Origin of the sequence: Pseudomonas sp. SO81, assembly GCF_030374125.1 — a bacterium.
Taxonomy (GTDB): domain Bacteria; phylum Pseudomonadota; class Gammaproteobacteria; order Pseudomonadales; family Pseudomonadaceae; genus Aquipseudomonas.
This window is the reverse complement of the sequence record NZ_CP126126.1, coordinates 4,546,785-4,570,303: the sequence shown is the minus strand read 5'-3', so window position 1 is coordinate 4,570,303 and position 23,519 is coordinate 4,546,785. Positions and strand designations below refer to the sequence as shown.

The 23,519-nt window shown below is 66.3% G+C and carries 28 protein-coding genes and 1 tRNA gene; 14 read left to right on the top strand and 15 right to left on the bottom strand.

Features of this window, described 5'->3' with window-relative positions; genetic code table 11:
- Positions 1-336: 336 nt before the first annotated feature.
- From OH686_RS21875 to OH686_RS21860, 4 genes are all read left to right on the top strand, one after another.
- On the top strand, positions 337-1,680 hold the full coding sequence (locus OH686_RS21875) for a class II 3-deoxy-7-phosphoheptulonate synthase (RefSeq protein WP_289535197.1): 1,344 nt from the start codon (positions 337-339) through the stop codon (positions 1,678-1,680).
- A gap of 143 nt (positions 1,681-1,823) precedes the next feature.
- Positions 1,824-2,168, top strand: a complete 345-nt coding sequence (locus OH686_RS21870; RefSeq protein WP_289535195.1) for a hypothetical protein — start codon at positions 1,824-1,826, stop codon at positions 2,166-2,168.
- A 126-nt stretch (positions 2,169-2,294) separates the two neighbouring features.
- Positions 2,295-3,047: a metalloprotease LoiP gene (gene loiP, locus OH686_RS21865; RefSeq protein WP_289535194.1), complete on the top strand. Its 753-nt coding sequence runs from the start codon at positions 2,295-2,297 to the stop codon at positions 3,045-3,047.
- Between the two features lie 49 nt (positions 3,048-3,096).
- Complete coding sequence (locus OH686_RS21860) at positions 3,097-3,495, top strand: lysozyme inhibitor LprI family protein (protein WP_289535193.1); 399 nt, start codon at positions 3,097-3,099, stop codon at positions 3,493-3,495.
- Here OH686_RS21860 and OH686_RS21855 read toward each other — a convergent pair.
- The 3 genes from OH686_RS21855 to OH686_RS21845 all read right to left on the bottom strand — a co-directional run bounded on the left by OH686_RS21855 (position 3,492) and on the right by OH686_RS21845 (position 5,508).
- Positions 3,492-4,685, bottom strand: coding sequence for a winged helix-turn-helix domain-containing protein (locus tag OH686_RS21855; RefSeq protein ID WP_289535192.1), 1,194 nt, complete (start codon positions 4,683-4,685; stop codon positions 3,492-3,494). The genes OH686_RS21860 and OH686_RS21855 overlap by 4 nt on opposite strands.
- Before the next feature lie 29 nt (positions 4,686-4,714).
- Complete coding sequence (locus OH686_RS21850; RefSeq protein ID WP_289535191.1) at positions 4,715-5,173, bottom strand: DUF3291 domain-containing protein; 459 nt, start codon at positions 5,171-5,173, stop codon at positions 4,715-4,717.
- Positions 5,174-5,271: 98 nt separating this feature from the next.
- Entirely contained in the window at positions 5,272-5,508 is a 237-nt protein-coding gene (locus tag OH686_RS21845; protein ID WP_354005266.1) for a DUF1127 domain-containing protein, read from the bottom strand.
- A gap of 94 nt (positions 5,509-5,602) precedes the next feature.
- Here OH686_RS21845 and OH686_RS21840 point away from each other — a divergent pair, with 94 nt between their 5' ends.
- Positions 5,603-6,457 carry a LysR substrate-binding domain-containing protein gene (locus tag OH686_RS21840; protein ID WP_289535190.1) on the top strand — a complete coding sequence of 285 codons (855 nt, stop codon included), beginning with the start codon at positions 5,603-5,605 and terminating at the stop codon, positions 6,455-6,457.
- Between the two features lie 21 nt (positions 6,458-6,478).
- Here the strand turns inward: OH686_RS21840 and OH686_RS21835 are convergent, their stop codons facing one another.
- Positions 6,479-7,231 (bottom strand): sulfite exporter TauE/SafE family protein, encoded by a 753-nt coding sequence (locus OH686_RS21835; RefSeq protein ID WP_289535189.1) that lies wholly within the window; start codon positions 7,229-7,231, stop codon positions 6,479-6,481.
- A 99-nt stretch (positions 7,232-7,330) separates the two neighbouring features.
- On the opposite strand from OH686_RS21835, the gene OH686_RS21830 reads away from it, so the two are divergent.
- Positions 7,331-8,287, top strand: a complete 957-nt coding sequence (locus OH686_RS21830) for a LysR family transcriptional regulator (RefSeq protein ID WP_289535188.1) — start codon at positions 7,331-7,333, stop codon at positions 8,285-8,287.
- 62 nt (positions 8,288-8,349) lie between these two features.
- Here OH686_RS21830 and efp read toward each other — a convergent pair whose 3' ends face one another.
- Genes efp through OH686_RS21815 form a run of 3 tightly spaced genes read right to left on the bottom strand, consistent with a single transcriptional unit; the run spans position 8,350 to position 11,044 of the window.
- A complete protein-coding gene (gene efp, locus OH686_RS21825) occupies positions 8,350-8,925 on the bottom strand; it encodes an elongation factor P (RefSeq protein ID WP_137971918.1) in 576 nt (191 codons plus the stop codon).
- 34 nt (positions 8,926-8,959) lie between these two features.
- Positions 8,960-10,105: an elongation factor P maturation arginine rhamnosyltransferase EarP gene (gene earP, locus OH686_RS21820; RefSeq protein ID WP_289535187.1), complete on the bottom strand. Its 1,146-nt coding sequence runs from the start codon at positions 10,103-10,105 to the stop codon at positions 8,960-8,962.
- Between the two features lie 12 nt (positions 10,106-10,117).
- Positions 10,118-11,044: a LysR family transcriptional regulator gene (locus tag OH686_RS21815; RefSeq protein WP_289535185.1), complete on the bottom strand. Its 927-nt coding sequence runs from the start codon at positions 11,042-11,044 to the stop codon at positions 10,118-10,120.
- Positions 11,045-11,144: 100 nt separating this feature from the next.
- Between OH686_RS21815 and OH686_RS21810 the strand changes: the two genes are divergently transcribed.
- The gene (locus OH686_RS21810; RefSeq protein ID WP_289535183.1) at positions 11,145-11,987 is read left to right on the top strand and encodes a type 1 glutamine amidotransferase domain-containing protein; all 843 of its coding nucleotides are present in this window, start codon (positions 11,145-11,147) and stop codon (positions 11,985-11,987) included.
- A 44-nt stretch (positions 11,988-12,031) separates the two neighbouring features.
- Here OH686_RS21810 and OH686_RS21805 read toward each other — a convergent pair whose 3' ends face one another.
- On the bottom strand, positions 12,032-12,277 hold the full coding sequence (locus tag OH686_RS21805) for a DUF6021 family protein (RefSeq protein ID WP_256662119.1): 246 nt from the start codon (positions 12,275-12,277) through the stop codon (positions 12,032-12,034).
- A gap of 61 nt (positions 12,278-12,338) precedes the next feature.
- Entirely contained in the window at positions 12,339-13,304 is a 966-nt protein-coding gene (locus OH686_RS21800; protein WP_289535181.1) for a DMT family transporter, read from the bottom strand.
- Between the two features lie 99 nt (positions 13,305-13,403).
- Between OH686_RS21800 and OH686_RS21795 the strand changes: the two genes are divergently transcribed.
- Both OH686_RS21795 and OH686_RS21790 read left to right on the top strand, forming a co-directional pair.
- Positions 13,404-14,288, top strand: a complete 885-nt coding sequence (locus tag OH686_RS21795) for a LysR family transcriptional regulator (RefSeq protein WP_289535180.1) — start codon at positions 13,404-13,406, stop codon at positions 14,286-14,288.
- Between the two features lie 123 nt (positions 14,289-14,411).
- Positions 14,412-14,627, top strand: coding sequence for a hypothetical protein (locus OH686_RS21790; RefSeq protein WP_289535179.1), 216 nt, complete (start codon positions 14,412-14,414; stop codon positions 14,625-14,627).
- A 114-nt stretch (positions 14,628-14,741) separates the two neighbouring features.
- On the opposite strand, the gene OH686_RS21785 is transcribed toward OH686_RS21790, so the two are convergent.
- Both OH686_RS21785 and OH686_RS21780 read right to left on the bottom strand, forming a co-directional pair.
- A tRNA-Ser gene (locus OH686_RS21785) sits at positions 14,742-14,831 on the bottom strand.
- A 92-nt stretch (positions 14,832-14,923) separates the two neighbouring features.
- Complete coding sequence (locus OH686_RS21780; RefSeq protein WP_289535178.1) at positions 14,924-15,124, bottom strand: hypothetical protein; 201 nt, start codon at positions 15,122-15,124, stop codon at positions 14,924-14,926.
- A gap of 193 nt (positions 15,125-15,317) precedes the next feature.
- Here OH686_RS21780 and OH686_RS21775 point away from each other — a divergent pair, with 193 nt between their 5' ends.
- From OH686_RS21775 to OH686_RS21765, 3 genes are all read left to right on the top strand, one after another.
- On the top strand, positions 15,318-16,007 hold the full coding sequence (locus OH686_RS21775; RefSeq protein ID WP_289535177.1) for a crotonase/enoyl-CoA hydratase family protein: 690 nt from the start codon (positions 15,318-15,320) through the stop codon (positions 16,005-16,007).
- Between the two features lie 168 nt (positions 16,008-16,175).
- A complete protein-coding gene (locus OH686_RS21770) occupies positions 16,176-16,898 on the top strand; it encodes a 1-acylglycerol-3-phosphate O-acyltransferase (protein WP_137971909.1) in 723 nt (240 codons plus the stop codon).
- A 52-nt stretch (positions 16,899-16,950) separates the two neighbouring features.
- Positions 16,951-17,919: a magnesium and cobalt transport protein CorA gene (locus OH686_RS21765; protein WP_137971908.1), complete on the top strand. Its 969-nt coding sequence runs from the start codon at positions 16,951-16,953 to the stop codon at positions 17,917-17,919.
- Here OH686_RS21765 and OH686_RS21760 read toward each other — a convergent pair.
- Together OH686_RS21760 and OH686_RS21755 are read right to left on the bottom strand one after the other, a co-directional pair.
- Positions 17,916-19,010 (bottom strand): sensor domain-containing diguanylate cyclase, encoded by a 1,095-nt coding sequence (locus OH686_RS21760; RefSeq protein WP_289535176.1) that lies wholly within the window; start codon positions 19,008-19,010, stop codon positions 17,916-17,918. The genes OH686_RS21765 and OH686_RS21760 overlap by 4 nt on opposite strands.
- A 127-nt stretch (positions 19,011-19,137) precedes the next feature.
- Positions 19,138-19,857 (bottom strand): amidotransferase, encoded by a 720-nt coding sequence (locus tag OH686_RS21755; protein WP_137971906.1) that lies wholly within the window; start codon positions 19,855-19,857, stop codon positions 19,138-19,140.
- 227 nt (positions 19,858-20,084) lie between these two features.
- Here OH686_RS21755 and OH686_RS21750 point away from each other — a divergent pair, with 227 nt between their 5' ends.
- Together OH686_RS21750 and ptrC are read left to right on the top strand one after the other, a co-directional pair.
- Positions 20,085-20,186 carry a PA2485 family small membrane protein gene (locus tag OH686_RS21750; protein ID WP_289535175.1) on the top strand — a complete coding sequence of 34 codons (102 nt, stop codon included), beginning with the start codon at positions 20,085-20,087 and terminating at the stop codon, positions 20,184-20,186.
- A gap of 34 nt (positions 20,187-20,220) precedes the next feature.
- Positions 20,221-20,430, top strand: a complete 210-nt coding sequence (gene ptrC, locus OH686_RS21745; protein ID WP_289535174.1) for a type III secretion system co-regulatory protein PtrC — start codon at positions 20,221-20,223, stop codon at positions 20,428-20,430.
- A gap of 36 nt (positions 20,431-20,466) precedes the next feature.
- Here ptrC and OH686_RS21740 read toward each other — a convergent pair whose 3' ends face one another.
- Both OH686_RS21740 and OH686_RS21735 read right to left on the bottom strand, forming a co-directional pair.
- Entirely contained in the window at positions 20,467-21,243 is a 777-nt protein-coding gene (locus tag OH686_RS21740) for a substrate-binding periplasmic protein (protein WP_289535173.1), read from the bottom strand.
- Positions 21,244-21,346: 103 nt separating this feature from the next.
- Positions 21,347-23,506 carry a 3-hydroxyacyl-CoA dehydrogenase NAD-binding domain-containing protein gene (locus OH686_RS21735; RefSeq protein ID WP_289535172.1) on the bottom strand — a complete coding sequence of 720 codons (2,160 nt, stop codon included), beginning with the start codon at positions 23,504-23,506 and terminating at the stop codon, positions 21,347-21,349.
- Positions 23,507-23,519 lie beyond the last annotated feature (13 nt).

The window sequence follows — 23,519 nt, the reverse complement described above, 5'->3', positions numbered from 1 at the left end:
TCCCGGATTGCATCCGGGCTACGACGCTGAACTATCCCCTCTCCCGTTTAGTGGGAGAGGGTTAGGGAGAGGACCCTCCTCATTCATCAGGTGCCGCCAAGAGCATCGTTCCAAGCGCAAGCGCTGTCCCAGCCAGGCTTTCGGGACAGCCGCGCTCGCTTCGCATCCGTTCGTGGCCGCCGTGCCGGCAGCCGAGTTTTCGCCGGCAGGCCGGCCGCGACGGATGCCCCTTCCCTTTCTATTTGCCCGCTCTATGAGGCTTATCGGCTGACCTGCCGTGGTCCGCGGGGTTAACATGCCGGCACAATCCGAATCAGCCGAGCGCAGAGAAGCCCGATGTCCGCCTGGAGCCCCGATAGCTGGAGAGGCAAGCCCATCCAGCAGCAGCCGCAATATCCCGATGCCGCCCACCTGGCCCGCGTGGAGCAGACCCTGGCCGGCTATCCGCCGCTGGTGTTCGCCGGCGAGGCCCGCGAGCTGCGCCGCCAGTTCGCCGAAGTGACCCAGGGCCGCGCCTTCCTGCTGCAGGGCGGCGACTGCGCCGAGAGCTTCGCCGAATTCTCCGCCGCGAAGATCCGCGACACCTTCAAGGTGATGCTGCAGATGGCCATCGTCATGACCTTCGCCGCCGGCTGCCCGGTGGTGAAAGTCGGGCGCATGGCAGGGCAATTCGCCAAGCCGCGCTCGGCCAACGACGAGACCATCGGCGGCGTGACCCTGCCGGCCTACCGCGGCGATATCGTCAATGGCATCGGCTTCGACGCCGCCAGCCGCGTGCCGGACCCGGACCGTCTGCTGCAGGCCTACCACCAGGCCACCGCCAGCCTCAACCTGCTGCGCGCCTTCGCCCAGGGCGGCTTCGCCGATGTGCACCAGGTGCACCAGTGGAACCTGGACTTCATCGCCAATTCCGCCCTGAGCGAGAAGTACCACCAGCTGGCCAACCGTATCGACGAGACCCTCGCCTTTATGCGTGCGGTCGGCATGGACAGCGCGCCGCAACTGCGCGAAGTCAGCTTCTTCACCGCCCACGAGGCCCTGCTGCTCGGCTACGAGCAGGCCTTCGTGCGCCAGGACAGCCTCACCGGGCGCTGGTACGACTGCTCCGCGCACATGCTGTGGATCGGCGACCGCACCCGCCAGCTGGACGGCGCCCACGTCGAGTTCATGCGCGGCGTGGAGAACCCCATCGGGGTCAAGGTCGGCCCGAGCATGGACCCGGACGAGCTGATCCGCCTGATCGACATCCTCAATCCGGACAACGATCCGGGGCGCCTCAACCTGATCGTGCGCATGGGCGCCGACAAGGTCGAGGCCAACTTCCCGCGCCTGCTGCGCAAGGTGAAGGAGGAAGGCCGCCAGGTGCTGTGGAGTTCCGACCCCATGCACGGCAACACCATCAAGGCCTCCAGCGGCTACAAGACCCGCGACTTCGCGCAGATCCTCTCCGAGGTGAAGCAGTTCTTCCAGGTCCATCGCGCCGAGGGCACCGTGGCCGGCGGCATTCATATCGAGATGACCGGGCAGAACGTCACCGAGTGCATCGGCGGCTCGCGGCCGATCACCGAGGACGCCCTCTCCGACCGCTACCATACCCACTGCGATCCACGGATGAACGCCGACCAGTCGTTGGAGCTGGCCTTCATGATCGCCGAGACGCTGAAGCAGGCGCGCACCTGAGGCAACGTCGGTAAAACGACGGGGCCTGATGGCCCCGTTGTTGTTCCCACCCGCACATTCCCGAACGGCGACGCTTTCCTTTCCGGGGCCAGCGGCGTTTCATCGACTTTCCTTCGAACATTCCTCCGCACGGACGCACCGCAATGCTCTCCCTAAGTCGCATCCTCGCCCTGCTTCTGCTCGCCGGCCCGACGGCCTGGGCCGCCGGCGGCACCAATGAATACGAGCTCGACTGGCCGCAGCAGAACGAGGCGCTGATGTACCGCTCCTGCGGCTGCGCCGATGCCTGCTGGGTAGCCGAGGTGCGTGAGCGCGACAGCCAGCAGGTCAAGGCACGCCTACGCTGCGACTGCAGCGAGCTGAGCTACAGCGCCGACGGGGCGGCGGAACAACCGCTGGCCGAGTCCTGCGCCGCCATCAACGCCGGCCCGGACAAGGGCGCGCTGATCGGCGCCAAGCTGCGCGAACTGCACGAGGCGCAGCGCTAAGACGCTGCGCCGCCCCGTACTGCGACCCGCTTCACGCCCTCGCCCGCCCCGATCGCCGAAAATGCCGCGCCGGCCGGATGCCGACGCCTCTGGCCACCCATTGCCTCACCTTCAAGGACGATGACCATGAAACTGCAGTTCTCCCTTTCCGCCCTCGCCCTGGCCACCCTGCTGAGCGGCTGCCAGAACATGAGCCCGGACGCCATGCTCAGCACCGGCATGCAGGCCATGCAGGCCGCCACCCTGAGCGACGCCGAAGTGAAGGCCATGGCCGACGAGGCCTGCGTGCAGATGGATGCCGAAGCCCCCATCGCCCCGGCCGACAGCGAATACAGCCAGCGCCTGGAAAAGATCGCCGCCAACCTCGGCAGCCAGGTCAACGGCACCCCGGTCAACTACAAGGTCTACCTGACCGACGAGGTCAATGCCTGGGCCATGGCCAACGGTTGCGTGCGCGTGTACAGCGGCCTGATGGACCTGATGAATGACAACGAAGTGGAAGGCGTGCTCGGCCACGAGATGGGCCACGTCGCCCTCGGCCACACCAAGAAGGCCATGCAGGCCGCCTACGCCACTTCCGTGGCACGCGGCGCGGCAGCCTCCTCGGGCAACGGAGCCGTCTCCGCGCTGTCCAGCTCGCAGCTCGGCGACCTCGGCGAGGAACTGGTCAACGCCCAGTTCTCCCAGTCCCAGGAAAGCGACGCCGACGACTTCTCCTTCGACCTGCTGAAAAAGCGCGGCATCCCGCTGGACGGCCTGGCCAGCGCCTTCGACAAACTGGCCCAGCTGGGCGGCGGCGACAGCAGCATGTTCGACTCCCACCCGGGCTCCGCCGACCGCGCCGCGCATATCCGCCAGCGCATCGCCGACGAGAAGTAAGCAACCGAGGGGCCGCAGCAGCGGCCCCTTCTGTTTCAGGAGCTATCTCATGCTCAGCCTGCGCACCCTGTCGATCTGCCTTCTGCTGCCACTTGCCTTACAGGCAGCCGCCGATACGAAGGACTTCTCCGCTCGCTATGACAATTGCCTCAAGGCCAATCAGGCCCTCAACAACAGCGTGGTGGCGTTCTGTGCCGACGAAGCCTCACAGATAGCGAAGAAGGAAATGAACCGCGTCTATCAGCATCTCTACCTCAAGCTGCAGCAGACCTCGCAGGAAGGTGCTCAGCAACTCGAAGACGCGCAAAAGGCATTGCTTGTCTATCGCAACGCGCATTGCGACATGCAGGGCAAGCATGTCGGTTCGCCGATGTACCACACCTGTCCGATGGAGCTGAACATCGACAGGGTCGCCGAGCTGCAATTCCTGCTCGACAACGGCAGCTAGGGCTCCAGCCCGCGGCCTGCTACCGCAGGCCCGAGCCAAACTTCGTCTAAACCCAGCCACTGCGCCAGCGCACGCAACTCGGCGGCCAGCGCCAGCAATGCCTCCTCGCTCAACACCGCGTCCTCCAGATGCACGGCATGCACCGCCAGGCGGCCCTGGGCGCGCTCGCTGCGCAGGTCGACCCGTGCAAGCAGGCGTTCGTGGTGCAGGAACGGCAGCACGTAGTAGCCGTACACCCGCTTGTGCGGCGGCGTGTAGATCTCCAGGCGATAGCGGAAGCCGAACAGCCGCTCGGTGCGTTCGCGCTCCCAGATCAGTGAATCGAAGGGCGACAGCAGCGCGCTGGCCGGCACCCGGCGCGGAATGTTCGGCTCGCCGCGGCAGTAGGCAATCTGCTTCCAGCCCTGCACCGCAACCGGCTGCAGCTCCCCGGCCTCGACCAGCTCGGCGATGCGCGCCTTGGCGTCGGAGGCGTCCAGGCGGAAGTAGTCGCGCAGATCGCGCTCGGTGGCCACGCCGAGCGCAGCGGCCGAACGCAGCAGCAGCTGGCGCTGGGCCTCGGCTTCGTCGAGTTCGGGGTGATTCAGCAGATCGGCGGGAATCACCCGCTCCGGCAGATCGTACAGGCGCTCGAAACCACGGCGCCCGGCCACCGTCACCTGGCCGGCGGCGAACAGCCACTCCATCGCGTGCTTTTCCGCGCTCCAGTCCCACCAGGGCCCGGCGCGCTCGGTGCGGGTGCTGAGGCTGCCGGCGCCCAGCGCGCCCTGCTCGCGCACCGCCTGCAGCACGCGCTGGATCACTGCCCGCTGCTGGCGGCCGAACTCGGCCAGCTGGCGATAGATGCCCTGGCCATCCGCCGCCCGCTGCATGCGCCAGCGCAGCAGCGGATACAGCTGCAGCGGCAGCAACGAGGCCTCGTGGCCCCAGTATTCGAACAGGCTGCGGCGCTTCGGCTTGCCCCAGGCCAGCTCGTCCAGCAGCTCGGGCTCGTAGTGGCCCAGGCGCGAGAATGCCGGCAGGTAGTGGGAGCGCACCAGGGCGTTGACCGAGTCGATCTGCAGCACGCCGAGGCGCTCGATCTGCGCCTGCAGCTGGCGGTGGCGAATGGCGCCGCGCGGCGCGCGGGCGAAGCCCTGGGCGGCCAGGGCCAGGCGACGGGCTTCGGCGAGGGACAGTGTGAGCGTCATGCGCCCAGACTAGCAGGCTGCCTGAAAACCTATGCGAGCTCCTCTTCCGGCGCGGCGAAGGCATGGCGGAAGCTGAAGGCATGGGCGCTGGCGCCGTGCGTGCGGAAGTGCGCCAGGCGCTCGGCCGCTTCGTCCACGCTCGGTAGATGGCCGGCCGGCACCCACCAGAGCACCATGTGCGCCTGCTCGACCTTGTCGAACCACTCGCGGCGGCGCTTGAGCATCTCGGTATGGGCGGACTTGTAGACGTAGTCGCTGAGCGACTGCACGTCGGCCCACAGCGACATGTTGACCAGCACATCCTCGCCGAACGGGCGCAGCGCGGTGGCGTCGCCAGCCTCGTCTTGCAGGCGCCAGACATAGCCGGGCGAGGCCTCGGCCAGGGCGTTGATGCGCTCCAGGTTGTTGACGAAGTCGGCCATGCCGGGCGACTCCAGTGGCTCGCGCATGGTGGCGATATTGAGCTGGGCCAGGTGGTAACGGGACATCGGAACTCCTTGTAGTACTGCCATCTTCTTTGAATAGCCGCGCGTCTGCGCGCTTGCAAACTGGCGCCGCCGGGCGCAACCCGGCGGCGCATAGTCCATCAGCGCTTGAGCGGATCATCCCAGAACGGGCGTTCGCTCTCCTGCATCACATCGGCACGGCTCAGGCCGATATCCTTGAGCGCCGCGTCGTCCAGCATAGCCAGCTGCCGGCGTTGCCTGGCCAACTGCTGCCAGCGCTTCACGCGCAACCACAATGCTTTCAGGCTGATGGCCGGCAGCGGCCGATCGAAAGACACCGACCGAGCGATTGCATAACCTTTTTGACCTTTCATCATCACGCCCTCCCTGTGGGGTTGGCGCCAGTTTCGGTTCGCGCTTAAGATCAATCCAACGAATGTTTCTTATGCAAGGCATCTTGGAGATTGATGAATGGCCCACTACCCCAGCATCGACACCGAATTGCTGCGCAGCTTCGTCGCCATCGCCGATAACGGCGGCTTCACCCGCGCGGCGGAAGTGGTCAACCGCACCCAGTCCGCTGTCAGCATGCAGATGAAGCGCCTGGAGGACGACGTGGTGCAGCGCTCGCTGTTCGAACGCGACGGCCGCCAGGTGCGCCTCACGCCCGAAGGCCAGGTGCTGCTGGGCTATGCGCGGCGCATCCTCAAGCTGCACGGCGAGGTGCTCAACACCCTGCGCGAACCGCACATGGTCGGCGCCGTGCGCATCGGCACGCCGGACGACTACGTGATGCGTTTTTTGCCGGACATCCTCTCGCGCTTCGCCCAGGCCTACCCGCTGGTGCAGGTGGAAGTGCATTGCGAAACATCCGGCCAGTTGCTGCAACGCCAGGACCTGGACCTGACAATCGTCACCCGCGAGCCGGGCAAGGAGATCGGCCAGCTACTTCGCCAGGAGCGCTTCGTCTGGGCCGAAGCTCAGGGCTTCACGCCCCACGAGCAGAACCCCATGCCGCTGGCCATGTTCAACTCCGGCTGCTTCTGCCGCGCCTGGGCATGCAACGCGCTGGACGCCATGGAGCGGCCCTACCGCATCGCCTATACCAGCCCCAGCCTGTCGGCGATCTTCGCCGTGGTCGGCGCCGGCCTGGCGGTCACCGCCCAGCTGCGCAGCCTGATCACCCCGGACATGCGCATCCTCGGCGAGGCCGAGGGCCTGCCCACCCTGCCGATGACCAGCATCGTCCTGCTGCGCCATCCACAGCGCCAGTCGCAGGTCATCGATACCCTGGCCGAGCACATAGTCGAAGGCTTCCGTCTGTAGAGGCGGGCTCGGCCGCGGGCCCTACTCCAACGCCAGCAGCACCGCGCAGAGCACCAGGAAGCCGCAGAACAGGCCACGCAGCACCTTCTCCGGCAGCGCGTGGGCCAGCTTCACGCCCCAGCTGATGCTGAGCAGCCCGCCCACCGCCAGCGGCAGGCCCATGGCCCAATCGACGTGGTCGTGGAGGGCGTAAGTCAGCAGCGTCACCCCGGTGCTGGGCAGCGCCAGGGCCAGCGACAGGCCCTGGGCCACCAGTTGCCCGGCGCCGAACACGTTGGTCAGCACCGGCACCGCCAGTACCGCGCCGCCCACGCCGAACAGCCCACCCAGCGCGCCCGCCGCGCCCCCCAGCACACCGAGCCAGGGCCAGGGGTGGCGTAGCTCCTTGGATACCGGCGCATTGTGCATAAACAGCCGCACTAGGTTGTAGATCGCCAGTACCACCAGGAAGCCGACGAAGGCCATGCGCATGCTCTCGGCATGCAGCTCCACCGCATACAGCGACGCCAGCCAGGCGCAGACGAAGCCGCAGGCGCTGAGCAGCAGCGCATGCTTGGGTTCGATGCGGTTGCGCTGGTTATAGCGCCACAGGGCCAGCACCACATTCGGCACCACCATCACCAGCGCCGTGCCCTGGGCCAGCTGCTGGTCCAGACCGAACAGCACGCCGAGGGCCGGAATCGCCACCAGGCCGCCGCCGATACCGAACAGACCACCCACGGTACCCAGTACCAGACCGAGCAACAGGTTCAACAACAGATCGATTGGACTCATGAAACCTCCGCCGGGATGGCCGCATGCTAGTCAGCCTTGCCTGGAACGGAAACGCATAGCCGCGCACAATGGCTTTGCATAACTCGCACAGGCAGCCCCATGAACCCCGATGCCCTCACCGATCAGCTCAGCCTCTACCTGGATGTGCTGGAGGCCGGCAGCTTCTCCGCCGCCGCCCGACGCCAGCCCCTCACACCCTCGGCCGTGGCCAGGCGCATCGACGCCCTGGAGCGCGCCATGGGCTGTGCGCTGGTGGTCCGCAGCACCCACGCGGTGCGCGCCACGCCGGCCGGCCTGGCCTTCGCCGAGCGGGCCCGGCGCATCCTCGCCGAACTGCACCAGGCTCGTGCCGAAGCCGTATCGCTGACCAGCGCCCCCGAGGGCCTGATCCGCATCGATGCGCCGGCGCCGTTCGGCCGCCGCCATCTGGCCCCGGCCATCGCCGACTTCCTCACCCTGTACCCCGGCCTGGACGTGCAGCTACGCCTGATCGACAGCTTCGTCGACATGCACGGCGAGCACCTGGGCGAGGTGGACCTGGTGCTGCGCATCGGCCCGCTGGCCGATACCCGCCTGGTCGCCACGCCGCTGGCGCCGATGACCCGAATACTCTGCGCCAGTCCCGACTACATCCGCCGCCGTGGCCTGCTGCGCGACCCGCGCGAGCTGCCGGAACACGACGGCCTGGACTGGGATGCCCTGTCGCCGCCGCATGCCTGGCGCTTCGAGGTCGACGGCCGCCTGCAGCTGCTGCGCCCCGGCCGCCTGCGGATGACCGCCAACAACGCCGAGACCCTGCTGTTCAGCGCGCTGGCCGGCCTCGGCATCGCCCACCTGCCGACCTGGCTGATCAGCGACTACCTGTTGCGCGGCGAGCTGGTGCCGCTGCTGTGCGACGACGGCCTGCCGCCGGCCGAGCCCAGCGGCATCTATGCCCTGCGCCTGGCCAGCGACGCCAGCTCGCGTTCGCGCCTGCTGCTGGAATTCCTCAAGCAGCGCTTCGGCCCGATCCCGCCCTGGGACCTGGCCCTGCAGCGCGGCCTCAAGCGCAACTGACAGGCAACAAAAAGCCCGGCACTTGGCCGGGCTTCCTGGGTACCGCGGTACAGCGCTTAGGCTTAGGCCGACGGCGCCTGGGTACGGCTCTTGTAGGAACCGTCGCGGGTGTCGATCTCGATCCAGTCGTCGATGTTGCAAAAGTCTGCAACCTTGACTTCGGTACCGTTGCTCAGCTTGGCCGGCTTCATGACCTTGCCGGAAGTGTCGCCACGGGCGGAGCCTTCGGTGTAGGCGATCTTGCGCACGATGGTGGTCGGCAGGTCGACGGAGATCACTTTGCCTTCGAAGAACACTGCTTCGCAGACGTCGGTCATGCCTTCTTCGATGAACGGCAGAACGCTTTCCAGGTCTTCGGCGCGCAGTTCGTAGGAGTTGTACTCGGTGTCCATGAAGACGTAGTCGTCGCCATTGATGTAGGACAGGGTCACTTCCTTGCGCTCAAGGATGACCGGCTCCATCTTGTCGTCGGCCTTGTAAACGGTCTCGGTCTTGGAGCCGTTGATCAGGTTCTTCAGCTTCATCTTGACGATGGCGCTGTTACGGCCGGACTTGGTGAATTCGGCTTTCTGAATCAGCCACGGGTGGCCGTCGATCAGAGCCACGCTGTTGGGCTTCATTTCTTGTGCGGTTTTCATACGAGTATCCGGGTTTGGATGGAGGTACAAATTTCTAGGCCGCGCATGATAGCCAATTTCGGTGAAACAGCACCAGAGCCGCGGCAAGATCAGGACGAGAGGCCTGTTCCCGGCACCAGTTGCCGGCGTGTTGCTCCAGCGTGGCGGCCTGCAGCTGCACGGCAGCCCAGGCCGCAGCCATATCGCCACGGCCGTTCCAGGCATGCCACAGCGCCGTCAGCGCGTCGGCAGCGGCCGCTGGCAGATCCGCCTGATAGAGACCGAGGAAGGCGTCCAGCTTGTCCCAGTGCGCGCCCTCCTCCTGCTGGTAGATGTGCCAGAGCAGCGGCCGCCCGGCCCACTGGGCACGAACGAAGGAGTCCTCGCCGCGAATGGCGTTGAAGTCGCAGCTCCACAGCAACCGGTCGTAGTCGGCCTGGCTGAGGAACGGCAGCAGATGCACCTGCAGGTTGCCGCGTCGCCAGCTGCCGCCCTCCTCCAGTTCGCCCACGCCCAGCCAGCGCTGCACGTCAGCCTCGATGCGCCCGCGCGGTACCAGCAGCTGGGTCGGCGTGGCTTGCTGCGCCAGCGCATCCAGCCAAGCGGCCAGCGCTGGGTTCTCGTAGGCGAACAGGGAAATCAGCCGAGCGTCGGCGAGCAGCGCCACGCCGATCTCGGCGAGAAAGGCCCGGCGTGCCTCGGCGTCTGCCTGGAAGGCCTGACGGAGTTCGATCAACCCGGCCTCGCGCAGCAGGCCACCGGTGCCGGCGGTGAAGCCGGGGAAGAAGAAGAATTTCTGCAGCCCGCCCGGTTGCGGCGACGGCAGGCCATGGCAGCCGGCGACCCACTCCTCGGCGCTGAGGTATTCCAGGTTCAGCCACAGCGGCTTCGCCGGCCGCGCGCCCATGGCCGCGACATAGCTGGCCGGCAGCGTACAGGCGAAGGCCTCGATCACCACATCGGCCGCCTCCACCGCCGCGAATTCGCCCAACCAGTGGCAGACCTCCACGCCCTCGACGCACTGACGCGCCAGCGTCGCATCGGCCTGCGGGCACAGGCGCCCGAAGGCCGCCGGCTCGTCCACCCACAGGCGCACGTCCAGGCCATGCTCGGCCGCCAGCTGGCGCGCCAGGCGCCAGGTCACGCCGATGTCGCCGTAGTTGTCCACCACGCTGCAGAAGATGTCCCAACGGGCGCCCATGAACCGCTCCACTCAGTTTGCTGCCGCGGATGTTACGTCATGCGCCTCGCGCACCAGAAAATCGATCAGCACCCGCGAGGCCGGCGACAGCTGGCGGTGCGGCGGATAGATGATCGAGAACGGCCGGCTGCGCCCCTCCAGCTGCGGTAGCAGACGGACCAGGCGGCCCTGGTCGAGCTTGTCGCGCAGGATGAACTCGTACGACTGGCAGAGGCCCAGCCCGGCCTCGGCCAGCGACACGGTGCCCAGCACATCGTCGGTGACCAGCACCTTGCCCTTGGGCTGCCAGTCCAGCTCGCGGCCTTGGTCGAGGAACAGCCAGGGCGCCACCTTGCCGCTGCTGGGCATGACGAACGGCAGACAGGCGTGCTGCGCCAGTTCGTCGAGATTCGCGGGCGTGCCCGCCCGTGCCAGGTACTCTGGCGCCGCCACCAGGCACAGCCGCGCATCCTCCAGCTTGCGCCCGACCAGCCCGCTGTCCGGCAGGCGGCCGAGGCGAATCGCCAGGTCGTAGCCCTCGGCCACCAGGTCGACATTGCGGTTGGCGATGCTCAGCTCCACCTGCACCTGCGGGTATTGCCGGGCGAAACCGGCCAGCAGCGCCGGCAGGCGGAAGTGGCCATAGGTGGTCGGCGCGCTCAGGCGCACCAGGCCGCTGACCTGATGGGCATCGCCCTGGATGCGCCGCTCAGCATCGTCGATCAGCGCGAAGGCGGCGCGGGTCTGTTCCAGATAGAGCCGGCCGTCCTCGGTCAGGCTCAGGCGCCGGGTGGTGCGGCGCAGCAGCTGGGTACCCAGGCGTTGCTCGAGACGGGCGATGGCCCGGCTGATTACCGAAGGCGTGGTGCCGAGCGCCACGGCGGCGGCACTCAGGGTGCCCTTCTCGACCACACAGAGGTAGGCCTCGACATCGCCGAGGTGATCGAAGCGCCGCGCCATTCTTGCCTCCAGAGAACAGATCATTTCCCTGGCAGCGAGTTTATCGCCCCACCTGGCAGCAATACAGTGCGCTCACCCCAGCGCTCAACGGAGCAGAATTATGCGTACCTTCGCCAAGACCATCCTCGCCAGCGGCCTGCTGGCAGCCAGCCTCGGCGCCCAGGCGGCCAATGTGCTGGTCGTGCTGTCCGATGCTAACCACCTGGACCTCAAGGACGGCAAGGTCTACCCGACCGGCTTCTACCTCAACGAACTGATGCAGCCGACCAAGCTGCTGCTGGACGCCGGCCACAGCCTGACCTTCGCCACCCCCAGCGGCCTGGCGCCGACCATGGACGTGACCTCGGACGCGGCCCAGTACTTCGGCGGCGACGCCGCCAGCCTAGTGGAGCACAAGGCGCTGCTGGGCAAGCTGAAGCTGACCGACGCCAATAGCTCGCCGGTGATCAGCCTGGCCCGCGTCGAGCAGATCGGCTACCAGCACTTCGACGCCTTGTACGTGCCCGGTGGCCATGCGCCGATGCAGGACCTGCTGCACAGCCCGCAACTGGGCAAGCTGCTGCGCGCCTTCCATGCCGAGGGCAAGACCACCGCGCTGGTCTGCCACGGCCCCATCGCCCTGCTCTCCGCCCTGCCGGATGCGCAGCGTTACGTACAGGCTCTGGAACGCGACAACGCGGCCAAGGCGGGCCAGGACTGGATCTATGCGGGCTACAGGATGACCGTGATCAGCAATCAGGAAGAGGAGCAGGCCAAGCAGGCGCTCAAGGGTGGTGAGATGAAGTTCTATCCGCAGACGGCCCTGCAGCAGGCCGGCGGCAGCTACAGCAGCAACAGTTCGCCCTGGGCCGCCAACATGGTGATCGACCGCGAGCTGATCACCGGGCAGAACCCGGCGTCCGCCCTACAGGTCGGTCAGGCGCTGTTGCAGCGCCTGAAATAACAGCCTGCGCGGGGCCGATTGCCGCCCGAGCAAGGGCCGAGCGGCTATCCGCCATAGGGCGGATACTGCTCACCTGGCGCGCGCTTGACCGCTGCGCCGTTGCACTCCGGAATGCGCGCCGGCCATGGCGGGTCGATCTGCGGATCGCCCAGGTCCGGCGAGTCGGGGTCGAAGCCCAGCTCGCGCTGCACCTCGCTCTCGCTCAAGCTGCTCTCCCGCCCCGGATAGCCCGGCAGGCCGCGTGCATCGTTCGGCGAATCACGCCTGCCCCACAGTGTCAGCAATCCCATCTCGTCTCTCCTCTCAATTGCCAATAAGACTGAGAGGAGCGCAGGCGGCTATGAGTTCGCTCTATTTCACCGCAGCGGCAGACCGATCGTCAGCCGACTTCACCTCGGCTTGGCGAGCCGGTTTCAGCCGCGTCACACCGAACAGCACCAGTGCCAGCCCCACCACCTGATACAGCGATACCGACTCGCTCAGCAGCAGCCATGAGGCGAAGATCGTGAGCACCGGCCCCAGGTTGCCGATGGCCGCCGTGTGAGCCGCGCCCATGCGCTGCACGGCCAGGGCCATCCAGTAGATCGGCAAGGCGGTGGACAGCACCGCCATCAGCGCCGCATACAGCCAGATATCCCCAGGCAGGTCCGCCAGCTGCGCCGTATCGCCGGTCACCGCATAGTGCGCCAGCACCATCAGTGCCGAGGCGCCGCCGGCTAGCCCGGCCAGGCGCAGGGAGCCGAGACGCTGCACCATGACGCCGGTGCCGAAGTAATACAGGGCATAGGTCACGGCACTGGCAAACACCCAGGCCGCGCCGAGCATCACCTGCTCGCCGCCACCCATGGCGCTCACATCGTGGAAGAAGGCCACCGCCAATCCGCAGTAACAGATGCCCATGGCCAGCAGCATCTGCCGGCTGGGCCGCTGGCGCGTGGCGGCGGCCTGGAGCAGCAGCACCAGGGTCGGGTAGGAGAACAGGATCAGCCGTTCGAGGCCGGCGCTGATGTATTCCAGCCCATAGAAGTCGAACAGGCTCGACAGGTAATAGCCGAGCATGCCGAGCAGCAGGATGCGCAGCACGTCCACGCCACCCAGCCGGGCGCTCGCGGCGCCGCGGCTCAGCCACACCAGCCAGAGAAACAGCGGCAGCGCCAGGCCCATGCGCAGCGTCAGTAGGGTGATGGCATCCACCGGTCCCGCCGCATAGGCGAGCTTGACGAAGATGGCCTTGAGGCTGAAACCGGCCGCGGACAGCACCGCGAACAGGCGACCATCGTTCTGGCCGCGCCGATAGAGGGAATACAAGGTGTTCATGGCAATCCAGGCAGCTGGGCAAGGCCTTATTCTGAAGATAACGCCACTTCGCTAGAATCGCTTTTTAACGAACGAAGCTTTCTATAAAGGAGAAAGCCTGTGCATTTCGATCTGGCCGACCTGCGCCTGCTGGCAGGCATCGCCGCCACCGGCAGCCTGAGCAAGGCCGCCGCCGCAGTGCCGGTCGCCGTGTCCGCGGCGAGCACCCGCCTGCGCCTGTTCGAGCAACGCTGCGGCCTGACTCTGTTCACCCGCAAGGCCGACGGCATGCGCCTCACCCCAGCAGGCCGGCTGATCCTGGAGGGTGCGCGCAGCGTGCTCAGCGAAGCGGAGAAACTCAAGGAAACGCTCAAGGAGCTCTCCGGCGAACGGCGCATCGCCCTGCGCCTGTCGGCCACCACGGTGGCGAACAGTACCTTCCTGCCCGCCACCCTCGGCCCCTTCCTCGCCGACTACCCGGAAGTGGACCTGCAACTGGTGGAGCAGAAGAGCAGCGAGGTACTGCGCGCCGTGCAGTCAGGCGAGAGCGAGATCGGCGTGTACGACGGCAACCTGTCTACCGGCGGGCTGCTCTCCCTGCCCTTCCGTGACGACAAGCTGGTCATGCTGGTGCCCCGCGACCATGCGCTGGCCGACCACCAGGTGACACAGCTGCGCAATGCGCTCGGCTTCGCCTTCGTCTGCCTGCCCGCCGAGCGAGCCATGCAACGCTTCATCGAGGAGATGGCGACCAAGTACGCCATGCCGCTGAAAGCGCGGGTACGCGCCCCGAGCTTCGACGCCATCGCGCAACTGGTGGCCCAGCGCGTCGGCATCGCCCTGCTGCCCGAGGCGGCCGCCGTGCGCTTCGTCCAGGAACTGCCAGTGCGTATCGTCGCGCTCGAAGACGCCTGGGCCACGCGGGAGCTGCGCATCTGCATCCGGGACTGGGAGTCGCTGTCATCCCACGCACGGCAACTGGTGACCTTTCTGTCGAGCCGTTGAGGCTGTCATAGCGCGGCGCTGGCGATGCAATTCACAGCGAATTCATCTGATCGCAAGTTACCGAAACAAAAGGGAAATATCGATGGTCTAGCTTTCAGGCTCCTCAGTGAAAGGTGAACCATCTTGTCCCGCACGGCCCGTACAACCCGCAAGACCATCGATGTCATCGCCTCCCACAACGAGGACGCCGCCCTGACCGTAATGCGCGCCGCCGAGCGCATGAGCGACGAACTGCTCAAGCAGCAACTGTTCAAGGTCATCCACCGCCTGAACCAGGACGCCGCTGAGCTGCGCCTACTGCGCGAAACCCTGCCTTTTGAAGAGCCAAAGCGGGCTTGAGGTAAGCAGCCCGAGTCGGCTAACCATTCGCAGGCGGCTCGCCAGGCTCTGAAAAACCACAACCCAGAAAGCAAAAAGCCCCGAGAACTTTCGCTCTCAGGGCTCTTCAGGGTCTGGCGGTGAAGGTGGGATTCGAACCCACGATACGGTTTCCCGTATACACACTTTCCAGGCGTGCTCCTTCAACCGCTCGGACACTTCACCGGATCTCGGCGAACCAGTCTGGTCCGTCGAGGCGCGCTAATGTAGCCGAACGTCCTTTCGAATGCAAAATTTTTTTCAGGCGATTCATGTGCTTATGCAGAGCTGCCGGTTTCCCCGTCGCCGTCGAAGCGCTGGCCTCCGTATAGAAGGAAGCCGAGGGATATGAACAGGCTGAACAGGAACAGCTGCAGCACTCCGGCCGGGCTGTGGCTGGCGGGGCTGGTGGCGAACAGGGTCAGGCCTATCAACAGCAACAGCGGGCCGAGACGCAGGACGATGTGGGGCAGACGCATGAAGGGCACTCCTCAGGTTCGCGGCTAACCTAAGTCACTGCTCGGTATAGCAGCCAATTGAGCCTGCCGATGGCGACGATAGCCCGGCAGCGACGGGCGGATGACCCTCCGGTCAGCCAAAGCGCTTTACCCATGGCCTCGCGCTGGGTAACGTCAGCGCCACTTTCCGCAACCCTGGACTAGGACTTCCGCCATGAGCGACCTGATCAGCTACCAACTCGAAGACGGCATCGCCACCCTGACCCTCAACAACGGCAAGGTGAACGCCATCTCCCCGGACGTGATCGCCGCCTTCAATGCCGCCCTGGGCCAGGCCGTGCAGGATCGCGCCGTGGTGATCATCACCGGCCAGCCGGGCATTCTCTCTGGCGGTTACGACCTCAAGGTGATGACTTCCGGCCCGCAGAACGCCGTGGCCCTGGTCACCGCCGGCTCCACCCTGGCCCGCCGCATGCTCAGCCACCCCTACCCGATCGTCGTCGCCTGCCCGGGCCACGCCATCGCCAAGGGTGCCTTCATCCTGCTGTCGGCTGACTACCGCATCGGCGTGGAAGGCCCGTTCAACATCGGCCTGAATGAAGTGCAGATCGGCATGACCATGCACCACGCCGGCATCGAACTGGCCCGTGACCGCCTGCGCAAGTCCGCCTTCCACCGTTCGGTGATCAATGGCGAGATCTTCGACCCGGCGGGCGCCGTGGATGCCGGCTTCCTCGACAAGGTGGTACCGGCCGAGCAACTGCAGGCTGCCGCCCTGACCGCTGCCCAGCAGCTGAAGAAGATCAACATGACCGCGCACAAGAACACCAAGCTGAAAGTGCGCAAGGCCCTGCTGGAGACCCTGGACAAGGCCATCGAGCTGGACCAGCAGCACCTGGGCTGATAACCCTGCTTACCCGAGAAGCCCGGCCCAGTGCCGGGCTTCTGCTTTTGGGTGAAAAGTCGGCAACGCCGTGGAAACGCCCGGTAATAACCTCTGATCGGCGTCAATTGCCGAAAGAAGTGCACACCCGTACACTGCGCGCCTTTTTGTCTGCCTGAAGGCTTACCGATGCTTTTCCTCGCGCGCATGTTGTTGATGGGGTTGCACTTCATCATTGCCGGAACCCTTGGCCTGATCCTTGGCCTGTGCCGCCCGTTCAACCCTGACAACAGCCGCCTGTGCGCGCGCCTGTATTCCCTGCCGGCCCTGTGCATGCTGCGCCTGCGGGTGAAGACCGAGGTCAGCAGCCTGTTCGGCCATGACCGGCCCTGCGTGATCGTCGCCAACCACCAGTCCAACTACGACCTCTACGTGCTTGGCCGCGTAGTGCCGCCGCGCACCGTGAGCATCGGCAAGAAGAGCCTGAAGTGGGTGCCGTTCTTCGGCCAGCTGTACTGGCTGGCCGGCAACGTGCTGATCGACCGTGGCAACGGCCGCAAGGCCAAGCAGGCCATGCTGCAGACCACCGAGACCCTGCAGAACCGCGACACCTCCATCTGGGTGTTCCCGGAAGGCACGCGCAACCTGGGCAAGGGCCTGCTGCCGTTCAAGAAGGGCGCGTTCCAGATGGCCATCGCCGCTGGCGTGCCGATCATCCCCGTGTGCGTCAGCAGCTACGCCGGGCGCCTCAAGCTGAACAGCTGGAGCAGCGGCAAGGTGCTGATCAATTCGCTGCCGGCCATTCCCACCTTGGGCCTGACCCTGGACGACCTGCCGCAGCTGATGGAGCGCTGCCAGCAGCTGATGCGCGAGTGCATCGAGCAGCTCGACCAGCAACTGGCCAAGGCCTGACCGCCCGCCGCCCATGGGTTAAGCTGCGGCATCGCCACGCAGAGGACAGTCCATGGGTCAGGTCGTTGCCGCCGTCGCTTACCACAAAGGCAGGAAAGTCGCCGATATCGCCCTGAACGAGGGCTGCCAATGGGCTACCAAGCCCGACCATTTCGTCTGGATCGGCCTGCGCGACCCCGACAGCGAGCTGCACACCCTGCAGCAGCAGTTCAACCTGCACGAGTTGGCGATGGAAGACGCCATTGCCCAGCACACCCGCCCCAAGCTGGAAACCTTCGGCGACGCCCTGTTCATGGTGCTCTACTCGCCGATCCGCCAGGGCGAGCGCCTGGAGTTCGTCGAGACCCAGATCTTTGCCGGTAACGGCTACGTGATCAGCGCCCGCTATGGCGACTCCGCGCCCTACTCCACCGTGCGCCAGCGCTGCGAGGCGCGGCCGCTGCTGCTGGAGCACGGCGAAGACTTCGTGCTGTATGCCCTGCTCAGCTTCGTGATCGAGAACTACCGGCCGCTACTGGACTGCGTCCACACCGAGCTGGAAGACATCGAGCAGACCGTGCTGGACCGCCCGCTGACCCAGGGCGACGTGGAGCGCATCCACGGCCTGCGCCGCGATCTGCTGCGCCTGCGCCGCCAGGTAGCGCCGCTTTCGGAGATCTGCCAGGAGCTGCAGCAGCTCGACTTCCCCTTCATCGACAAGCACATGCGCCCGTACTTTCGCGACATCACGATTCACGTCAATCGCCTGCTGGAAGACCTCACCGGACTGCGCGAGATGGCCGACCACGCCATCGAGATCGGCCTGCTGCTGGAGTCCTCGCGGCAGAGCCTGACCCAGCGCAAGTTCGCCGCCTGGGCAGCGATCCTGGCCTTCCCCACGGCGGTGGCCGGCATCTACGGGATGAACTTCCAGAACATGCCGGAGCTGACCTGGCACTACGGCTACTTCGGCGTGCTCGGCGTCATCGGCCTGGGCTGCGTGGCTCTGTTCGCCAACTTCAAACGGATGGGCTGGCTCTAGCGGTCGGCGCGGCCGGCGCGACGCCTGCGCTTATCCTCGTACATGCGCTCGTCGGCCAGGGCCAGCAGGCTGTCCAGCGAGGCCTCGGCGCACTCCTCCAGCTCGGCGCAGCCGAGGCTGGCGGACAGGGCGAAGGGCTGCGCGGCGCTGCCGTTGAAGGCAGCGATGGCCTGCTGCAGACGCTGCTGCAGGGATTTGCCGGCATTCCCCAGCGCCACCACGCAGAACTCGTCGCCGCCCATGCGCGCCGCCACATCGGCCTCGCGCAGGGTGCGCCGGAGAATCTCGGCGGCCTGGCGGATCATCGCGTCGCCGGCCTCATGGCCGAGGCGGTCGTTGATCTGCTTGAGCCCGTCCAGGTCCATGAACATCACCGTGCAGCCACCGCCGTAGCGGGCCGCGTGCAGCAGGGTCTGCTCGGCCAGCAGATAGAAGCCGCGGCGGTTGCACAGGCCGGTGAGCTCGTCGGTCATCGACAGGCTGTGGATGCGGTCGTAGGCCTCCTGCAGCTCGCGGGTACGCTCCTCGACGCGCTGTTCGAGGCTGCGGTAGAGCTGCACGTTCTCGATGGCGATCGAGGTGGAGTCGGCCAGGGCCTGCAGCAACTGCACCTCCTCGGCACAGGGATGGTGATGCTCGGCCCAGTAGTTGCCGATGGCGCCGACCGGCTCGCGGGTGCGGATCGGCACCATCACCAGGCTCTTTACGAAGGTCGGCCGATAGGCGTCGTGGGGAATGCGCGGGTCGACGTAGATATCCGGGATCACTGCCTGCTGGCGGTTGAGCATGGCCCAGCCGCTGATGCAGGTCTCCAGGGGAAAGCGCTTGCCCTTCCACAGCGGGCCGACCGCGTCTTCGTCGGCGTAGTGGCAGAACGGGCCGTCGCGCAGCACGAAGGTCGCGCCATCGCAGCCGGTGAGTCGGCGCGCGGCGTGGCGGACGATCTCCTGCACGGTGGCCAGATCACGCGCCAGCGACAGTTCCTGGACCACATGCAGCAGGTGCTGCATGCCCTGCTGGTAACGCTCGCTGCTCCACGGCCGCGCCGTGACGTGCAGCACCGGGGGCTCGCTGCTGATCTCGCTGTACATGATCCTGTCCGCCGTGGCATGTCCGCCGCACGCTGAAGAACGCGGCCGCACGCGGCAATCGATAAAGTCGGGGTAGTTGATGGCTGAAGGCGCGACCGGGCGATGCCGGTGCGCACCATCAGGATGCTTAGGCGCCCTTGCCCTGGGCGACGAAGCGCATCATCCACTCGGCCACGGTTGCGCCCTGGTGGTCATGCACCAGGCTCTCCACAGCCTTGCTGTAGACCGGCTCGCCGATGCACTTCTGGCGGATGTCGAGCAGCGTGCGCGAGTAGTCGTGGATGAATTCCGGGTGGCCCTGGAAGCACAGCACCTGGTCCTCGATGCAGTACGCGGCCACCGGGCAGAACTCGCTGGAAGCCAGCAGCGTGGCCTTCTCCGGCAGCGCGGTGACCTGGTCCTGATGGCTGATCAGCAGGGTGAACTGCTCCAGCGCCGGGCTCATCCACTGGGGCTGCTGCTTGATCTCGTAGTGATGGATGCCCACGCCCCAGCCCTGGGTCGCGCGCTCGGCACGCCCGCCCAGCAGCAGCGCCAGCAACTGATGGCCGAAGCAGATGCCGAGCAGCTTGTCGCCGGCCTCGTAGCGCTTGAGCAGATAGGTCTTGAGCGTCTGGATCCACGGGTCGCTGCCGAAGGAGTCCGCCTTGCTGCCGGTCACCAGGTAGGCGTCATAGCGCTCCGTGTCGGCCGGGTAGTCGCCCTGTACCACATTGAACACCTCGAAGCTGGCCGCCAGCGGCTGCTGGGCGAACAGGCGCTCGAACATGCGGCCATAGCCCTGGTATTGGTCGATCAGTTCGGGGCGGAGTACATCGGTTTCCAGAATGCAGATACGCAATGACATGGAGCGGATTACCTGAGACAGCAAGGGTTGCAGGAGAGGTCGCTAGCGTGCCTCGAAGCGGCACCGGACGCAACAGCGGCGCGGCCCGCAGCGCCGTTGAGGCGATGTCCGGCAACCATTACCGCCATCGATACCTACCATGCTCAGCCTTCACTTCTGTCGATGGAGCGGCTCGGCAACTATGCAGCCACCGGGTTCACCCCCATCCCAGCCAGAGGAGTAACACCATGAGCAGCTTCGCCGCCATCGCCAGCCTGATCGCCGCCTCCGCCTTCCATAGCGTGCCGGCCACTCCCCAACAACCGCAACAGGCCCGTCCCCGCCAGTAAACCACTGGCGGCAACCACTCTCGGAGGATCAGCCATGTCCATCACCGAAGCCTTCGCCAGCAGCAACAGCTACGGCGTCACCTACGTCAGCCTGAGCGACTCCGGCCTGCACTTCGAGTCCGAAGCCGCCGTGCACATGGAAGACGGCAGCCTGCTGACCCTGCGCATGCCGACTCGGCAGAGCGAGAAGATGGCCATCCACAGCGTGGTGTGCATGCAGAACGGCTGGTGCCAGGCCGCCTGAGCATTCGTTCGCGGGACGATGAACGCCCGCGACCGATCAGGGCGCGCTCAGGCGCACGGCCAGGTAGTCGCCCAGGTGCCGGGCGAGGATGCGCCGCCAGCTGTCGTCGCCGTGCATGGCCACGAAGGCCTGCTGCATCTGCGCGCCCAGCTCCGCGGCACCTTCCAGCACCGGGCTGCCGGCAATGAAACTGTGCGCCGAGCCCACCGAGCGACCGGCCTGTAGCTGGTCGGGCGCGTAGCCCAGGCGCCGCCATAGATAGTGCACGCGCAGGTCGATCTCGTACCAGGCCAGCACCCGGCCGCCCTGCAGCATGCGCGCCGCCTGCTCCGGGTCCGTCACTTCCACCACCTTCTGCCCTTCGCGCTTCAGCGCCAGCGCTTCCAGCGCCCGTGGCGTACCGCCCATCACCACCAACGGGCCGGCGGCCAGGGCATCGCCCAGGCTGTCGAAACGCTGCTTCGGGCTGGCCAGCACATAGGACGTGGAGACCACGTCGAGCAGCCAGACGAAGCCCTTCTCGCGCTCGGCCGTGCGCCCCAGGTTGAGCACGATGCCGTGCGGGTCGCCGGCCACCGCCAGTTGCACGCGCTTCCACGGCACGCTGTGGTAGCGGCACTCGCGCTGCAGGCGCTTGCACAGCTCGTCCATCAGGTCGCCGAACAGGCCACGGTTATCCGCTTTGTCATCGGCGAAGGGCATCTGCCCCTGGCCGATATAGATATTGAGGGGCTCGGCCGCACTGGCAGGCCCCAAGGCCAAAAGCAGAGTCGCCGCCAGCAGCATCGATACGATTGTCGGATTGGTCGTCACGCGCCTCTGCACTCCCCGATAGCGCTGGGGGAAGAGACTGCCAGAAAGGCTCTGGAAAGCAAAACCGGCCACGAGGGCCGGTTCTGTTTGTAGCGAGGCGCGATCAGAAGCCCTCGCCCTTGGCCGCCTTCTCCAGCAGCAGGGCCGGCGGCAGGAAGCGCTCGCCGTACTGCTCGGCCAGGTACTGGGCGCGGGCGACGAAGTCCTTCACCCCGTACTGGTTGATGAACTGCAGCGCCCCACCGGTCCAGGCGGCGAAGCCGATGCCGAAGATCGAGCCGATATTGGCGTCCGCGACAGACTTCAGCACGCCCTCCTCCACGCAACGCACGGTCTCGATGGCCTGGATAAACAGAATGCGGTCACGCACGTCTTCCTGGGAAATCTGCGCGTCAGCTTTCTCGAAGCGGGCCTTGAGCTCCGGCCACAGGCGCTTCTTGCCGCCCTCGGGAGCGCCCGCCGCGGGGTAGTCGTAGAAACCACCGCCGGCCGCCTTGCCCGGACGCTTGTACTCCTTGAGCATCAGCTCGATGACGTTGAACGCCGGGTGCTGCGGGATCTGCTTGCCCTCGGCGGCCAGGTCGGCAACGGTCTGCTGGCGGATGTGCTCCATCAGGCTCATCGACACCTCATCGCTGATCGCCAGCGGGCCCACCGGCATGCCGGCCTTGCGCGCCTCGTTCTCGATCATCGCCGCGCTCACGCCTTCGCCGAGCATGGCGATGCCTTCGTTGGTGAAGGTGCCGAACACCCGCGAGGTGAAGAAGCCGCGGCTGTCCTCGACCACGATCGGGGTCTTCTTGATCTGTAGCACGTAGTCGAAGCCACAGGCCAGGGTCTCGTCGCTGGTCTTCTCGCCGCGGATGATCTCCACCAGCGGCATCTTGTCGACCGGGCTGAAGAAGTGCAGGCCGATAAATTTGTCCGGACGCTGAACTGCAGTCGCCAGGCCGGTGATCGGCAGGGTCGAGGTGTTGGAGGCGATGACCGCATCGCTCAGCGCCGCGCTTTCGGCAGCCGCAGTGACCTTGGCCTTGAGGCCGCGATCCTCGAACACCGCCTCGATGATCAGATCGCAACCGGCGAAGTCCGCCTCGCTGACGGTCGGCTTGATGCGGGCGAGGAAGGCGTCGCGCTTCTCAGCCGTCATGTGGCCCTTGCTGACCTTCTTGTCGAGCAGCTTGGCCGAGTAAGCCTTGCCCTTCTCCGCCGCTTCGATGGACACGTCTTTCAGCACCACCTCGATGCCGGCAGCCGCCGACACATAGGCGATGCCGGCGCCCATCATACCGGCGCCGAGCACACCGACCTTCTTCGTCACGTATTGCGGGATGCCCTGCGGGCGCGAGCTGCCGGCGTTGATCTCGTTGAGCTGGAACCAGAAGGTGCCGATCATGTTCTTCGCCACCTGGCCGGTGGTCAGCTCGGTGAAATAGCGCGCCTCGATGATCTGCGCGGTGTCGAAGTCGACCTGGGCGCCCTCCACGGCGGCGCACATGATCTTCTCCGGCGCCGGGAAGCAGCCCTTGGTCTTGTCACGCAGCACGCTCGGCGCGATGGCCAGCATCTGCGCGACGTTCGGCGAGCTCGGCGTGCCGCCGGGAATCTTGTAGCCCTGCACGTCCCACGGCTGCTTGGCGCTCGGATTGGCGGCGATCCAGGCGCGCGCCTTGGCCAGCATCTCCTCCGGAGTGGCGGCGATGTCGTGGATCAGCCCGGCCTTGAGCGCGGCGTCCGGGCGCACCTTCTTGCCTTCGGCCAGGTACGGCAGCGCCTTCTCCAGGCCGAGCAGGCGCACCATGCGCACCACGCCGCCACCGCCCGGCAGCAGGCCGAGGGTCACTTCCGGCAGGCCCAGCTGCACGTTCGAATTATCCAGGGCGATGCGGTGGTGACAGGCCAGGCAGATCTCCCAGCCGCCGCCCAGGGCGGCGCCGTTGATCGCAGCCACCACGGGCTTGCCCAGGATCTCCAGGCGACGCAGCTGGCCCTTGATGTTGAGGATCATGTCGTAGAACGGCTTGGCGTCGGCCTTGGTGACCTTGATCAGCTCGTTGAGGTCGCCGCCGGCGAAGAAGGTCTTCTTCGCCGAGGTGACGATCACCCCGGCGATGGAGTCCTTCTCGGCTTCCAGGCGCGCCACGGTGGCGCCCATGGCCTCGCGGTACACCGCGTTCATGGTGTTGGCGCTCTGGCCGGGCATGTCGATGGTCAGGACGACGATATTGTCCTGGCCCTTTTCGTAACGGATGGCGTCAGTCATTTTTCTTATCTCC